10 protein-coding genes and 1 tRNA gene are annotated in these 15,650 nt (G+C 50.9%); 5 read left to right on the top strand and 6 right to left on the bottom strand.

The window, feature by feature from the left end:
- The first annotated feature begins 2 nt into the window (after positions 1 to 2).
- The 3 genes from BC349_RS09870 to BC349_RS09860 are packed head-to-tail and all read left to right on the top strand — an operon-like array spanning position 3 to position 3,428.
- On the top strand, positions 3 to 1,490 hold the full coding sequence (locus BC349_RS09870; protein WP_187256564.1) for a complex I subunit 4 family protein: 1,488 nt from the start codon (positions 3 to 5) through the stop codon (positions 1,488 to 1,490).
- A 10-nt stretch (positions 1,491 to 1,500) separates the two neighbouring features.
- Positions 1,501 to 2,907, top strand: a complete 1,407-nt coding sequence (locus BC349_RS09865; RefSeq protein ID WP_187256563.1) for an NADH-quinone oxidoreductase subunit N — start codon at positions 1,501 to 1,503, stop codon at positions 2,905 to 2,907.
- Positions 2,908 to 2,918: 11 nt separating this feature from the next.
- On the top strand, positions 2,919 to 3,428 hold the full coding sequence (locus BC349_RS09860) for a hypothetical protein (RefSeq protein ID WP_187256562.1): 510 nt from the start codon (positions 2,919 to 2,921) through the stop codon (positions 3,426 to 3,428).
- 116 nt (positions 3,429 to 3,544) lie between these two features.
- On the opposite strand, the gene nifJ is transcribed toward BC349_RS09860, so the two are convergent.
- The 6 genes from nifJ to BC349_RS09830 all read right to left on the bottom strand — a co-directional run bounded on the left by nifJ (position 3,545) and on the right by BC349_RS09830 (position 13,613).
- Positions 3,545 to 7,117 carry a pyruvate:ferredoxin (flavodoxin) oxidoreductase gene (gene nifJ, locus BC349_RS09855; RefSeq protein ID WP_187256561.1) on the bottom strand — a complete coding sequence of 1,191 codons (3,573 nt, stop codon included), beginning with the start codon at positions 7,115 to 7,117 and terminating at the stop codon, positions 3,545 to 3,547.
- A 77-nt stretch (positions 7,118 to 7,194) separates the two neighbouring features.
- Positions 7,195 to 8,361 carry a Gfo/Idh/MocA family protein gene (locus BC349_RS09850; RefSeq protein WP_187256560.1) on the bottom strand — a complete coding sequence of 389 codons (1,167 nt, stop codon included), beginning with the start codon at positions 8,359 to 8,361 and terminating at the stop codon, positions 7,195 to 7,197.
- 279 nt (positions 8,362 to 8,640) lie between these two features.
- The gene (locus BC349_RS09845; RefSeq protein WP_187256559.1) at positions 8,641 to 10,392 is read right to left on the bottom strand and encodes an amidase family protein; all 1,752 of its coding nucleotides are present in this window, start codon (positions 10,390 to 10,392) and stop codon (positions 8,641 to 8,643) included.
- 186 nt (positions 10,393 to 10,578) lie between these two features.
- Positions 10,579 to 12,867 carry a xanthine dehydrogenase family protein molybdopterin-binding subunit gene (locus tag BC349_RS09840; RefSeq protein ID WP_187256558.1) on the bottom strand — a complete coding sequence of 763 codons (2,289 nt, stop codon included), beginning with the start codon at positions 12,865 to 12,867 and terminating at the stop codon, positions 10,579 to 10,581.
- 16 nt (positions 12,868 to 12,883) lie between these two features.
- On the bottom strand, positions 12,884 to 13,354 hold the full coding sequence (locus tag BC349_RS09835; RefSeq protein ID WP_187256557.1) for a (2Fe-2S)-binding protein: 471 nt from the start codon (positions 13,352 to 13,354) through the stop codon (positions 12,884 to 12,886).
- 185 nt (positions 13,355 to 13,539) lie between these two features.
- Positions 13,540 to 13,613, bottom strand: a tRNA-Ile gene (locus BC349_RS09830).
- Positions 13,614 to 13,765: 152 nt separating this feature from the next.
- Here BC349_RS09830 and BC349_RS09825 point away from each other — a divergent pair.
- Positions 13,766 to 14,356 (top strand): RNA polymerase sigma-70 factor, encoded by a 591-nt coding sequence (locus BC349_RS09825; protein ID WP_187256556.1) that lies wholly within the window; start codon positions 13,766 to 13,768, stop codon positions 14,354 to 14,356.
- A 68-nt stretch (positions 14,357 to 14,424) separates the two neighbouring features.
- The gene (locus tag BC349_RS09820) at positions 14,425 to 15,537 is read left to right on the top strand and encodes a FecR family protein (protein WP_187256555.1); all 1,113 of its coding nucleotides are present in this window, start codon (positions 14,425 to 14,427) and stop codon (positions 15,535 to 15,537) included.
- Positions 15,538 to 15,650 lie beyond the last annotated feature (113 nt).

Raw genomic sequence — 15,650 nt, 5'->3', positions numbered from 1 at the left:
ACATGAACCTTCACCTGCTTATATTATTACCGCTCCTCACAGCCACCGCCATCCTGTTCACCAGGAACCTGAAACAGGCGAGGACCATTTCACTGGCGGGCTCCATCCTGCAACTGGTGCTTGCTTTTGTTTTACTGGCAGCCTACTGGCAGGAGAGGGCCACGGGTAATACAGCGCCTATGCTGTTCGAATCCAGTTACGCCTGGTTCCCTGCGCTGCATATCAATTACCATATAGGGGTGGATGGCATCTCCATCGCCATGATCCTGCTCACCGCTTTTGTGGTGGTAGCGGGGGTGCTGGTATCCTGGAACGTGGAAAAGATGAGCCGCGAATTCTTTTTTCTCCTGGCCTTCCTCGCACTGGGCGCATATGGTTTCTTTTTATCCCTCGATATCTTCACCATGTTCTTCTTCCTTGAAATATCGGTGATACCGAAATTCCTGCTGATCGGCATCTGGGGCAGCGGCAAGAAGGAATACAGCGCCATGAAACTGGCACTGATGCTCATGGGCGGTTCGGCCCTGGTTTTTGTCGGACTTGCGGGGCTCTATTTCAATACTTCGGTTAATGGCGGCAGTTATACTTTCGACCTGATGCAGATCGCGCAACTGAACATTCCCGTCGAAGTGCAGAAATTATTCTTCCCATTTGCCTTCCTCGGTTTCGGCATCTTTACCGCTCTCTTTCCCTTCCATACCTGGGTGCCCGACGGACACGCTTCCGCGCCTACGGCCGCTTCCATGTTCCTGGCAGGTATCTCCATGAAACTTGGCGGATACGGCGCACTTCGCGTAGCAACCTTCCTGATGCCCGATGGCGCAGCCGCCTGGTCATGGGTCATCATCCTGCTGGCAACCATCGCCATCATCTACGGAGCCTTCGCCACCATGATGCAAACCGATCTTAAATACATCAACGCCTATTCTTCGGTTAGCCATGTGGGTTTTGTTCTGCTGGGCATCGGCATGCTTACCCACACCGCCATCGTTGGTGCTGTTTTGCAGATGGTGTCACACGGACTGATGACGGCCCTTTTCTTTGCCGCCATCGGCATGATCTACGGAAGGACCCATACCCGGGAAGTGGCACAACTGGGCGGCTTGCTCAAAGTCATGCCTTTTATCTCCACGGTATTTGTGATTGCCGGTCTGAGCTCACTCGGACTTCCGGGTTTCAGCGGATTCGTAGCCGAGATGACCGTATTCATGGGATCCTGGCAGAACCCCGATCCATGGTACCGGCTTGCTACCATTCTGGCCATCGCTTCCATCGTGGTGACAGCAGTATATATTTTGCGGGCAACAGGTAAAGCCATTATGGGGCCAGCCATGCATTCCGACCACCAGCTGGGTGACGCCGCCTGGAACGAGAAACTGGCTGCCGCCCTGCTGATCATCGGAATCCTGGCCATCGGTATCGCACCCTTCTGGCTGAACGATCTGGTGCAACCGGGGGTAACATTGATCATGTCAAAATTCCAACCCTAAACCGACTAAGATGAACGATCTATTTATCATATTGAAACAAGAGCTGGTCTTAACGGTCATCATCTTCCTGTTGCTAACCCTGAAGATCGGGAAGGAGCGCAGCAATATGGCATGGCTAAACCTGGTGAATGTCCTGCTGGCCATCAATTTCCTGGGTGGATTTTTCTTCCCGCAAACAGGGGTGCTGTTCAGCGGCATGTACCATACCAGCGATCTTATCATCCTGGAAAAAAACATCCTCAACCTCGGTACACTGATCATTTCAATGCAGTCATACAACTGGTTGAAAGACCATAAACATGTAGTGGAATTTTATATACTCCTGCTCTCAACCCTGTTGGGAATGTTCTTTATGATTTCGGCAGGTAACCTACTCATGCTCTACCTGGGACTGGAGCTTTCTACCATTCCACTGGCGGCCATCGCCAATTTTGACCTCGAAAAAAGAAAGTCATCCGAAGCTGCCATGAAGCTGATCATCTCGTCTGCCTTTTCTTCCGGCATGTTGCTGTTTGGTATTTCCCTGGTTTACGGCACCACAGGCGCCATCAGTTTTGAAGGGATTGCCGCCGCTGTGAACGGACAACCACTGCAGATATTTGCGTTCATCCTGTTGCTGGCGGGATTTGGCTTCAAGATTTCCGCCGTGCCCTTTCACCTCTGGACAGCCGATGTGTACGAAGGCGCGCCAGTGGCTGTTACTTCCTATCTCTCCGTAATTTCCAAAGGGGCCATATTGTTTGTACTGGTACCGGTTCTTTATACCGTTTTCAAGCCGCTGGCCGGCAACTGGTACAATATGCTTTTCCTTTTGTCAGTTGTGACCATTATAATCGGTAACCTCTTCGCCATAAGGCAGGATAATTTCAAACGATTCCTGGCCTTCTCTTCCATTGCGCAGGTTGGCTTTATTCTGGTAGGCATCACCGGTAGTTCCCAGGCGGGTAGCAGTTCCGTGGTGTATTTCGTGCTGATCTATATATTCAGCAACCTGGCCGCATTTGGCGTTGTCTCTTTTGTGAGCGCCACAACGGGTCGCGAAAGGATCAGTGATTACAGGGGCTTTCACAAGACCAACCCGGTGCTGGCCTGGGTGCTGGCCATTGGTTTGTTTTCACTTGCAGGCGTTCCGCCTACAGCAGGGTTCTTTGGTAAATTCTTCCTGCTGCTGGCAGGTGCCGGAAAGGGTAATTATGTGCTGGTTACCATCGCTGCCCTGAATATGATCATCTCCCTGTATTATTACCTGCGGATCGTGAAAGCCATTTTCATGGATGCCAATGAACAGCCTATCGAACCTTTAACTGTACCTGCATTCCCGAAACTGGCCCTGTATATCTGTATAGCGGGAATTGTCTTCACCGGTTTCGTTACCTATGTGCATGAATATATTCAGTCACTGGGCACGGCCTTCTAAAAACCATCAAAATGGCGATCAATAAAAATCACGAGTTTGAAGATCTGGATGGTATAAAATGTGCCATTGTAGAGCGCAATGCTTCCAAAGAAAGACTTGATTTCCTGAAGCCGCTGCTGGAATTCAATAAGTATACCGTGGTGGCTGTGCCAACTCCTGTAAAAGCTGCGCCGGCTGCGGCTCAGCCGGCACCAGCTACTGCTGCGGTCCAGCCAGCCCCGGCCGCACCAGCCGCACCAGCTGCTACGGCGGGTACTGCACCTGAGGCTGCAGCAATTGCTGAAACCGGTACTGCCCCGGCATCTGTCCCGCAGGAAACCACAGCTCCCCCGCCACCACCACCGCCTGCCACTTTTACCATCGGCGTTACTAACGTAATGTTCAATCCCACCAATGCCATCTTTGGCCGCTTACTGAAAACGCCCGATGGCCATGTGGTGACACTTTCTTACTGGCAACAGAAGGAGACAATCTCTGATGATGAGATTCCCTATTTCGCTAAAACACCTTGCATAGATTAAGGCTGCAGGAGCCGGACTAACTGAACCGCGATTAACCCCTCTCTATAAAAAAGCGGCTGCCTTGTGAAGGTAGCCGCTTTGCATTTGAACAAGTGCTTTGCGTATGACCCACTCCGTTAGAGCGCAGTCAGGGTATGCAACCTGTCCCACTTTTCTTTCTTGGCCTCTTCTGCCTGGACCAGGAAGGCTTCCGCTACAACAGGATCCTTCGCGCGGATCACCTGGAAGCGGTTCTCGTGGTACATGAATTCAGACAGCGGCAGGGAAGGATCTTTTGAATCCAGCACAAACCTTTGTCCCCTTGGCTTGGAAGGATTGTAGTGGAAGAGAGGCCAGTAGCCAGACTTCACTGCAAATTCCTGTTCGTCTGCTCCGTGTCCCATGTCGATGCCATGTGCAATACAATGCGCATAGGCAATGATCAGTGACGGGCCGGGGAAGGCTTCCGCTTCAAGAATGGTTCGGATGGTATGCGTATCGTTGGCGCCCATGGCTATTTGTGCCACATAGGCTGTACCGTGTGCTATGGCCTGAAGGGCAAGGTCTTTCTTGCCGGTCATTTTACCGTTCACCGCAAATTTTGCGCTGGCGCCAATAGGGGTTGACTTCGATTTCTGTCCGCCGGTATTAGAATACACTTCCGTATCCATCACGAGGATGTTTACGTTTTCGCCGGTTGACAGCACATGGTCCAGTCCACCATAACCGATATCATAAGCCCAACCATCGCCACCAATGATCCACATGGATTTCTGGGAAAGAAAATCGGCCAGGTGGTAAAGGTTTTTGGAAGCGAAGCTGTTCTTGTTGTTGAGGATATCTTTCAGGTCTTTGATCATCTGCAATTTCTCCTTGATCTCGGCTTCTGTTACCTCCGGCGCGTTGACCAGTCCCTCCACCAGGTCATCACCCAGTTCGGCCCTCATCTGGTGCAGCAGTGATACCGCGTTGTCGCGTTTGCGGTCGTTGGCCAGTTTGATACCGAGTCCGAATTCAGCGTTGTCTTCGAACAGTGAGTTGGCCCATGCAGGTCCGCGTCCTTCTTTTGTTTTTGTCCAGGGTGTGGTAGGCAGGTTGCCGCCAAAAATGGAAGAACATCCTGTTGCGTTGGCAACGATCATCCTTTCGCCGAACAACTGGGTCAACAATTTCAGGTAGGGTGTTTCACCGCAACCTGCACAGGCACCGGAAAACTCAAACAATGGCTGGAAGAACTGGGATCCCTTTACCGTATTCCGGTTCACCCTTTCGCGGGGCAGTTCTGGAATACTGAGGAAATATTCCCAGTTTTCTTTTTCCGCTTCCTGGATATTATGCTTGTCGTAGAGGTTTACCGCCTTATGTTCCGGGTCGGTCTTGCTGCTAACCGGACAAACAGATACACAAAGATTACAACCGGTACAGTCTTCCGTAGAAACCTGCAGGGTATAGGCTTCGGTAGCTTTGTCCCATTCCTTTCCGATGGGGTCCATGTGCTTGAAAGCGGATGGTGCTGATTGCAGCAGATCCTTGTCGTAAATTTTGGCGCGGATGGCAGCGTGCGGACAGATCATCACACACTTGTTGCACTGTGTACATAGGGAAGTGTCCCAGACAGGAACGGCTTCGGCAATATTCCGTTTTTCCCACTGGGTGGTGCCGGATGGGAAAGTGCCATCCACAGGGAAGGCGCTGACCGGCAGTTCATCACCATTGCCGGCAATGATCTTTCCCAGTACATCCTTCACGAAATCAGGCGCCTGGTCGGGCAGCAGGCCCTCCAGCGGTACGTTCCCGAGAGCGAAATGCGAATAGTCAATTTCATACAGGTTCTGCAGGGTCATATCCACCGCGTCGTAATTCTTTTGCACCACTGCTTCGCCCTTTTTCCAGTAGGTTTCATAAATGGCTTCCTTGATCTTGGCGATGGCTTCTTCACGTGGCAGTATGTTGCTGATGGCAAAGAAACAGGTTTGCAGCACCGTGTTGATGCGGGAACCCATTCCGGCTTCCTTCGCCACCGCGTGTGCGTTGATGGCGTATAATTTCAGTTCCTTGTGAACGATTTCTTCCTGGATCTTGCGGGGTAGTTTCTCCCAGAGTTCATCCTTTGAATAGGGCGCGTTCAGAAGGAAAGTAGCTCCTTTCTCGGCATCTTTCAGCACGTCGTAGCGGGTCAGGTAATTGAAATGGTGACAGGCAATGAAGTTGGCTGAATTGATCAGGTAGGTTGATTGTATCGGGTTCTTGCCAAAGCGCAGGTGCGATACCGTTAGTGAGCCAGATTTCTTGGAGTCATACACGAAATAGCCCTGTATATAGTTGTCTGTTTTTGTACCGATGATCTTGATGGAGTTCTTGTTGGCACTCACGGTACCGTCGGCACCCAGTCCGAAAAACAGTCCGCGGAACAGGTGTTGGCTGTCCAGCGAAAAATGCGGATCGTAGTCGAGGCTCAGGTGGGTGACATCGTCTTCAATACCCACGGTGAAATGCTTCTTGGGTTCGGTTTTTTCCAGCTCTTTAAAAATGGACAGCACCATGGCGGGAGTGAACTCCTTGGAGGACAGTCCGTAACGGCCGCCAATCACCCGGGGATGGAATGCTGATTCGGTTGCGTTCAGTGCGTTCACCACATCCATGTACAGCGGTTCTCCGATACCGTTAGGTTCCTTGCTGCGGTCCAGCACGGCGATTTGTTTTACGCTGCGCGGGATGGCATCCATAAAGTCGGCAATGGAGAAGGGCCTGAACAGTCTTATAACCAGTACACCGGTTTTTTCTCCCTGCTTATTCAGGTAGTCAACCGTTTCCTTAACGGTGCCGGCACCGGATCCCATGATGATGATCAGTTTCTCGGCGGCTTCATGTCCATAGTATTCAAAGAGGTGATAACGGCGACCCGTAAGCGCGAACAGGAGGTCCATCTTTTCTTTCACGATGGCCGGAACCTGGTCGTGATAGGTATTCGCAGCCTCGCGGTTCTGGAAATAGACATCGGGGTTCTGGGCGGTGCCGCGGATGAACGGGTTATCGGGAGAGAGGGCACGCTGGCGGTGGGCATTCACTGCATCGATATCGATCATGGCCTGGATGCTGTCGTCGGGAATGATCTCCAGTTCGCCCAGTTCATGGGAGGTGCGGAAACCATCAAAAATATTCATGAAGGGCACCCGGGCGTTCAGGGTGGCTGATTGTGCCAGCAGGGCCATGTCCATCACTTCCTGCGGGGTATTGCCAAACAGCATGGCAAAGCCAACGGATCGAACGGCCATCACATCACTGTGGTCACCAAATATGGACAGGGCGTGGGTGGCCACCGTACGGGCGGCAATATGGAATACGGCAGGGGTCAGTTCTCCCGCGATCTTGTACATATTCGGGATCATGAGCAATAAACCCTGGGAGGCGGTGAAAGTGGTGGCGAGGGTTCCGCCCTGCAAAGCTCCGTGAACGGCACCCGCGGCGCCGGCTTCACTCTGCATTTCCACAACTTTGGGCACCTGGCCGTAAATGTTTTTCATGTCCTTTGCGCTCCATTCGTCGGCCCACTCACCCATGGTGGAAGAGGGCGTGATGGGGTAAATGGCACAGACCTCATTGGTCTTGTAGGCAATATAAGCGGCGGCCTCATTGCCATCCATGATGGCGAGTCCCTTTTTCTTATTAAGCTGTTCCGTAACCGGAAGGGGTGCAGCAGTTGATTGCATAGCTTTCTGATTTGAAGGTGAAAGCTAGATAGAATCGGAAGCCTATTCCATGACTTCCATCAACCGGTGGGCAGATTTTAAACGGGTAAAATACGGGGTAAAGTCAGGTTGATTTTCCGGCCTGTTTTCACCGCCTCGTAAATGGCATCGATGAGCACCATGTCCTTCAGCCCCTCTTCCCCATCTACCGGTACCACAGGCTTCCTCCCTTCCAGGATGATGCCGGCCATTTCATCCATCTGGGTGGTCTGGTGGGTGATATGCGGGTGGGATAGTTCTCCCCGGTGGGTGCGGCCTTTGATGGGGCCATAACCCGTGGAGGGCATCATCTCCGCAAAGCCCTTGTCGCCGTTGAGGAAAAACCGGTCGAGGTAATTCATGGCATAGGTCGAGAGGCAGGAGGCTACGGCGCCACTGGGAAATCCAAACTGGAACTGGATGGTCTCGTCAATACCCGGTTTAAACTTTTGGGGATCGGTTTTGGTTTCCTGGGCTGTGACCCAGAGGGGTTCTTCGCCCAGCATATAGCGGGCTCCATTCACCGAATATATGCCGATGTCCATCATGGCGCCGCCCCCGGAGAGGGCCGGATTCATGCGCCACTGGTTGGGGTTGCCGATGATAAAGCCTGATAGTCCCTGGAAAAACAGGGGTTTGCCGAATGCGCCTTCCTTTCTCATCCGGATGATATCGAGGGTGTTCGCTTCAAAGTGCATGCGATAGCCGACCAGCAGTTTAACGCCCGCCTTTTTGCAGGCATCCACCATTTCCAGGGCCTCTTTTGCGTTGATGGCCATCGGCTTTTCACAGATCACATGTTTGCCGGCTGCCGCCACCCGCAGGGTTTGGGGATGGTGCAGGGCATTGGGGGTAATAATATAGACCGCATCGATATCGGGGTTGTTTTTAATGGCGTCGAAATTCTCATAGTTGTAGCAGTTCCTGTCGGGCACATTGTATTTGGCCTGCCAGGTTTTGAGTTTGGAGGGGGTGCCGCTGATGAGCCCGGTGATCTTTGCCTTTTTGCAGGACTGCATGGCTTCGGCCACCCGGCTGGCATAACTGCCGAGTCCCATGATGGCCACCCGCAAATAGGTGTCTGACATCTTCCCGGTGGAGAATTCGGACAATGGCTGCAACTCCCTGGCAGGGATGTCAGACATCTTAGGGGTCAACTCAGAAAGCATGGGCATGGCCAGGAAGGGGGCAGATAATTTTGTCAGGAAATCACGGCGGGATGACATAAGAGCTGATTTTGGCTTGAAAAGATTGATTCTGATCCTTAAGTTAATACTTTGTCCGCTATCAGTCATCTGTCCGGTATCTGTCCGGTAACGGATAGCCGTAGTAAGTCAATTGTCCGTTTTTTGTCCCCCTTCCTAATTTGCAACAAGGGCAGGCGCTATCTATCTTTCCGCTTCCGGCGGGTTGGAAAAAAACTGCTCACCGGAAATATATTACTGGTACGTCTGACGCCCTCCTGTTCCCAGGAGGGCTTTTTGTATCCGGGTTCCGTTCAAGCCTCATTTCCGGCTGTTGAACGGTGTTGCGCTGATTTTCCGGATCTCAGCCAGCGTCCTCTCCAGGTCAGGAGCTTTCCATGCCTTTGTCTTTTCTTCAAATGCTGCCCCTGCGGCGATCAGGGCCGGTTCGGAAAACCTTGTGCCCACCAGGATGATGGCCTGGGGTTCACCCCGCTCACTGTAGCCTGCGGGAATGGTCAGGGCCGGATAGCCTGCCGGTGCATAGGTCTGGTTTACATCTGATACCAATACATCTATATTATAGCGGCTCAGGAGGGAGTCGATTCCGTTGCGTCCTTTTTCTATATTCCTTTTCTTCATCTCTTCGAAAGCCTCTTTGGTGAGCTTCGTATGCTGGGATCCTTCCAGCAACCCCTGGCCAAACGGCGCTCTGTTTTTCAGGTCCTCCTTATTATGTGCGATGATGGCTTCCAGGGATGGGAAGGGGGCTCTTGTGCCCAGGCTGCTTAGGAATTGGTTCAGGTCCTGTTTAAAGCCGAATTGTAAGGCCTGGCCGATATCGGTGAGGCGGGCGGGTATCTCTTTATTGGGAACCATCACCACTTCCATGCCGGCCGCACGGAAAGCCTCTATGGCTTTTAACTGGATTTTCCGGTTGGTCTCCAGGTTATTTTGAAAACCGGCTTTGTTTGGAGTGGATCCCTGGTAATTGGCCAGCAGTGCGGCTATATCTGCTTCTTCCAGTAACGGAACACCGATGCGGATATTTTTCCAGGCTGCAGAATCCAGGTATTTCGTATAGTCAAGCGCGTGAGCGGATTTCCCGGCAGCAGTGGCGGTGTCCCTGGGATCTGTACCTGTCATACCGCTGAGCAAAGCCGCTACATCGGCTACGGTTTTCCCAAATGGCCCGGGTACGTCCTGGTATTCCAGCAGGGGGATGATGCCACTCCTGCTGAGCAGTCCCATACTGGGTTTCAGTCCCACCACCGAGTTGATCCTGGCCGGCATGATAATAGATCCCTGGGTTTCTGATCCCACACTGATGGTGACCAGGTCGGCAGCCACGGCAACCGCCGAGCCGCTGCTGGAGCCCCAGGTGTCAAAGGGGCCGTAGGGATTGCGGGTTTGCCCTCCCCTTACGCTGAATCCGCTGGGCATACAGGGGTCCATGTAATTGGCCCATTCTGACATATTGGCCTTGCCCATGATGATGGCTCCGGACTTCCTTAGTTGTGCTACCAGGAAGGCGTCCTCCGATGGTTTCCAGCTTTGCAGGGCCCAGGTGCCCGCGGAGCTGTGCAGCTTATCTGCCGTGGCAATATTATCTTTCAGCAGAACCGGTATACCGTGAAGCGGTCCGGCTGACTTCTTCCTGCGTCTTTGCTTATCCTTTGCCCTGGCGATTTTCAGGAGGTCGGGGTTTATTTCCAGCACACTGTTCAGCAACCCGATATCATAGCGCCTGATCCTGTCAAGGTAATACAACACCAGTTCAACAGAACTGAGCTTACCATCCTGCAGTGCTGATTGTATTGCAGTTACAGATTTTCCTTTTACCAGTCCTTCCAGTTCCTGCAGGCGGGGCTGGATCTTTGCCAGGGCGGAAGTGAAGGCTGCCAGGTCGCGCCGGTCCTTATTGTTGTAATCGGGTTCCTGCCGGGGATAGGGAAGTTGGCGACCCGGACAGGTAATGGCCGGTTTGGCGATGGTATCAGTTTGTGCAAAGCTTTGGCTGAGGGCAAAAAGAAGGGCAGTGGTAAAAGCTAGGGTAAATCTGGAGGTTCTCATATCCTGTGAATTTAAAGGATATGGGTTAAAATATCCACATGGTTTGCCAGCAAATCTGTGGTAATAGCTACAGAAGGGAGTTCTTACCAGGTGAACCCTGCGTGGCTCGAACCAGCAACCCTCTGGTTATACGCCCATGCCAGCCCTTATCTGGAAAAACTAAGCTGGTTTTGATATTCTCAGGTCTCAAATCCTGATTGGAAGCTCATACACCCTCTTCCCCGTCGCCGCATAAATTGCATTCGCCAAAGCCGGAGTAAACGGTGGAACAGGAGGCTCTCCCACACCGGTTGGTTTATCATTTCTTTCCATGATATGCACATAAATCTCTTTCGGGGATTCTGGCATTCGGATCAACTGATACCCATCAAAATTGGTTTGCTCAACAATGCCATTTTTTACTGTGATGGCACTCTTCAAAGCAAGGCTCGCCGAGAACTGCGCACCGCCTTCAAACTGGGATTTAACCCGATCGGTATTTACAGCCAAACCGCAATCTACTGCGTAATGTACCTTGTTGATGGTGATTTTCCTGGCGGCATCCACCTGCACTTCCACCACACAGGCTACATATGTAAGAAAACTTTTGTGTGCTGCAAAGCCCATTCCTTGTCCTTTCGGCAACTTTTTTCCCCAGCCGGATTCTTTTCGTACTCTTTCAATCACTGCTTTCATCCGTCCTGTATTCCAGGGGTAATTTGTGATGTCCTCTCCATAGTTGGGATAGCTGCCTCCATTCACCATCTCTTCTGCGAACGTTATATTGCGATCATCTCCCAATAATTCGAGCGCCTGTTCAATCGGATCTTTTCCTCTTGCTTCAGCTACTTCATCCATCATGGTGCAAATCGCGAATGCCTGTGGAATATTGCGAACCGAACGCAGCCAGCCAATCCGCAGATGTGCCTTGGCATCATGTGTTTCAATTTTTATCGCAGGTACATTGTAGGGATAATCACTTGCGCCCAGCATCAGTTCTCCATCATCGGGTTGCAATGCGGCAGCATTTTCTGTTGCGCCAATAGAGGGGTTGGCAATATGATGATTCCATCCGCTTAACTGGTTGTTGGCATCAATGGTAGCCACCAGGTGCTGCACACTCATCGCGTGATAATAATCGTGCTGGATATCATCTTCCCTGGTCCACTGCACTTTGACAGGATAGCCCGATTCCTTCGCCAGCCAGGCTGCTTCAAGAATAAAATCCGGTTTGGACTTGCGACCGAATGCACCACCCAACAAGGTGATATTGACTTTCACTTTATCTGCACCTAATCCGATATAATTTGCCACGGCATCTCTTGCTCCCTGTGGGTTTTGGGTGGGTGCCCAGATTTCACAGGTGCCATCCTTCACTACTGCCAATGCACAGGGTGGTTCCAGGGTCGCATGGGCAAGGTAAGGTGCTACATAAGTATGTTCAATTACTTTTTTGGCGCCTGCCCTGGCGGCATTGAAATCGCCCCGGTTTCTGCGCAGGGTTCCTTCTTTGGTTATTTCCTTTTTTAACGCCTCAATCTGTTCATCAGAATTATAGGTGGCATTAGGACCGAGATCCCATTCCACTTCCAGTGCATCTCTTCCTTTGATCGCAGCCCAGGTATTCTCTGCAATAACTGCCACGCCACTAATGGGCTTGGATAGTGTAGCAGGCAGACCGGCTCCTTTGATCGTGATTACTTGTAGCACACCGGGAATCGCTTTTGCTTTGGTGTCGTTGACGGATTTCACAGTGCCCCCTGTAACAGGACAATGTTTGATCACCGCGATCTTCATGCCTTCCAGTCGGGCATCACTGCCGAAACCAGCTTTACCGGTTACGATATCATGCAGGTCAATGATGGGCGTGCCCTTTCCAATTAAGGTGAATTGATTGTCTTCTTTGAGTTTAACGGTTTCTGCTTTGGGTATAGTCAGGCTTGCAGCAGCTCCGGCAAATTCTCCAAATCCGGCTTTCTTATCGGAGCCTTTGTGGATGACCTGTCCATTTTCGGTATCAAGTTCTTCAATTGGTAGTCCCCATGCTTTGGCCGCTGCCTGTAACAACATCGCCTTTGCAATAGCGCCGGCTTCCCGCATGGGTTTATAAAACATCCGGATGGAAAAGGAGCCATCGGTATTCTGATTGCCGTATTTTTTTTCATCCCCTTCTGCCTGGATGATTTTCACTTTGCTCCAGTCGGCTCCCAGTTCATCGGCCACCACCAGTGGGAGAGAAGTTCGAATTCCCTGTCCCATTTCAGAGCGATGCGCCACAATCGTTACTTCACCGGTATCACTGATGCTTAGGTAGGCAGTGGTAGAGAGGGTACCTGTTTTCTTTCCGCTTGAATCGCAGGACCAGAAACTGACCCCAAGTATTAATCCACCGGAAAGAATACTTCCCAGTTTTAAAAAATCCCTGCGGGAGGCGTTGAAGATGGCTGATTCTACCTGCTCAATATTATTTGTATAGAAAGGAGCGGTCTTTTTCATGATCGGGAGATTTGAATTAAGGAAGAACTGGTTTTCCGGAGGCAGCCAACTGGATGGCAGCTTTGATGCGGTTGTAGGTTCCACATCTGCAAAGGTTTCCCTGCATGGCCTGATCAATCTCCTGATCGGTTGGATTGGGCTTTTGTTTCAGCAGCGCAACAGCGGTCATGATTTGCCCGGTTTGACAATAACCGCATTGCGGCACTACCAGTTTTTCCCAGGCCTGCTGAACAGGATGATTGCCTTCTTCCGACAATCCTTCTATGGTGGTAACTGATCCGGTTCCAACTGCTGATATTGGATAACTACAGGAGCGAACCGGGTTTCCATTTACATGAACAGTGCAGGCGCCGCAGAGGGCTTTGCCGCAGCCGAATTTGGTACCGGGAAGGTTCAGGAGATCTCTTAGTACCCAAAGCAACGGCATGTCTTCCATTGCCTCTACAGAGTGGGTTTTTCCATTTACCTGGATGGTATAGGTTGCCATGATAATAGTTTTTTAGGCGGCCAGAAGCTACGATAAATTTAGGTAAAATTCAAAGTCCTGTTTTTTCACACAACCTTGGGTTTATACTAAGTATATTAAATTGAGGTATATTGAAATGATCTGAATTCTGGTGCAAATGAAAAAGCCACTCACAGCAAAATAACTGTAAGTGGCTGATTTTCAAGTGGGCCCTGCCGGGCTCGAACCAGCGACCCTCTGATTATGAGTCAGATGCTCTAACCGACTGAGCTAAGGGCCCTCCCACATTCGGGGAAACCGGCCTGGAGGCCGGGGGATCGCAAAAATATAAAAAGCAACGCTAACCTGCGCATCCTTAAAAAAATAATCACACTAAAGTCCATTATCGTACTTTTAGCTTCAATTGTTGTTTGAACCCGGATCTCAGCGCACATGATTGCTCCAGCCAGAATACAATTCCTGAAAGAACGTATAGCACGTTACGATGACCAGACGGCCTACAGGGAATTGTATGTAGCGTTTTATCCCTCCCTCTTCCAGTTTGCCAACGGATTCATCAAATCAAGACAATCGGCCGAAGAGATCGTATCCGATGTGTTTATTACCATCTGGGAAAAGCGCAACCGCCTGGAACATGTCAGCAACCTTAAATTATACCTCTTCACCTCCACCCGCAACGCGTCCCTCAATTACCTGGACCGTAACAATAAGGTTTTGACGACCGACCTCAGCGAATTGCCTGTGGAAATGGGAAGCCTGAACTACGACCCCGAAAAAATGATGATTACGGCCGAAATGAAAAGGATGATCCACGATGCCGTACAAAAACTGCCTTCCCGCTGTAAACTGATTTTTAAACTGGTAAAGGAAGACGAACTCAAGTACCGCGAAGTGGCAGAACTGCTCAAACTCTCAGTAAAAACAGTGGAAGCCCAGATGACCATCGCGCTGAAAAGAATCGGGGAAGTGGTCCGTTTCGACATCAATAAGACTGTTTCCGCCTCCGGAAGCAGCAAAAAATAATTTTTTTTAAACTTCTTTAGGGGTGTGTTAACATTTTATGTGTCTTATGGAGTCTATACCTTTTTTATATGACTCAAGACAGGCTGTGGGAATTATTGGCGAAGAAGTTGGCGGGCGAGGCCTCTGTGCATGAGTTGGAGGAATTGCAGGATCTGTTGCGCAAAGAGCCGGACATGCATTATCCGATGCAAACCATCACCGACCTGTGGTTTCATCAATCCAATCAAACCGAAGACGCCCTGGGGGCTTTCGACAGGCACCTGGCCCGCATGAAAGACAGGGGCATCCAGATAGAATCAACCGCATCGCAGACCGAAACCGGCCATTCTGACACCGGAACCCGCAGGAAAGGCCGGATAGCATTAGTAACCCTGCTGCTGACCGCAGTAATCGGCGGTGCCACTTTTTTCTTTGTGAAAAAGGATGCAATCGTTCCGCCACCAACCCAAACCATGGCATCCGTCAACAGCGAAGTGTCCACCCGCAACGGATCCCGGTCGAAACTGATGCTGCCCGATGGTACCCAGGTTTGGCTGAACGCAGGCAGCAAGATTACTTATGGTAAAGATTTTGGTAACGCCCTCCGGGAAGTGACCCTTGTGGGTGAAGCTTATTTTGACGTGGTGAAAAATGTAGAAAAACCTTTCCTGATCCATGCAAGAAACGTAGACATCAAAGTGCTGGGAACAGCTTTCAACGTAAAATCCTACCCCACCGATAAAACCACAGAGACCAGCCTCATCAGGGGCAGCGTGGAAGTAAGTATTAAAAACCGCCCCAACGAAAAGATTATCCTGAAACCCAAGGAAAAACTGGTGGTGGCCGTAGAAGAGGCAGGGATCGGGGCCCGGATCAAAAAAGCGGTAATGGCCCAGCGGCCCGTGCCGAAAGTAGTGCTGGACCGGATCAGCTACGAGCCGGTGGACAGTACGGTGATCGAAACTTCCTGGGTGGAAAACAAACTGATTTTCAGGGATGAGTCCTTTGGAGAACTCGCCCGGAAAATGGAAAGATGGTATGGTGTACAGTTCAGGTTTGAAGAGAATGCAACGGAAATAGAACAGATGAGGCTGACAGGCACTTTTGACGGAGAAACCCTGCAGCAGGCCCTGAGAGCCCTGAGGATCACCGGTTATTTCAATTACCGGATCGACAAAAACGAAGTAATCATTTCAAAATAAACTAAAACCAACAACGACTGCTTATGACCCTCGACAGCACCTAATGAAAACGGGAAATGCGCTAACATTTCCCGCCGGATTAATCAGGTAGTTATCAACCCGTGCAAAAGTTG

It is taken from the genome of Flavihumibacter stibioxidans (assembly GCF_014332695.1).
Classification (GTDB): Bacteria; Bacteroidota; Bacteroidia; order Chitinophagales; family Chitinophagaceae; genus Flavihumibacter; species Flavihumibacter stibioxidans.
This window is presented reverse-complemented; position numbering and strand designations above follow the sequence as displayed.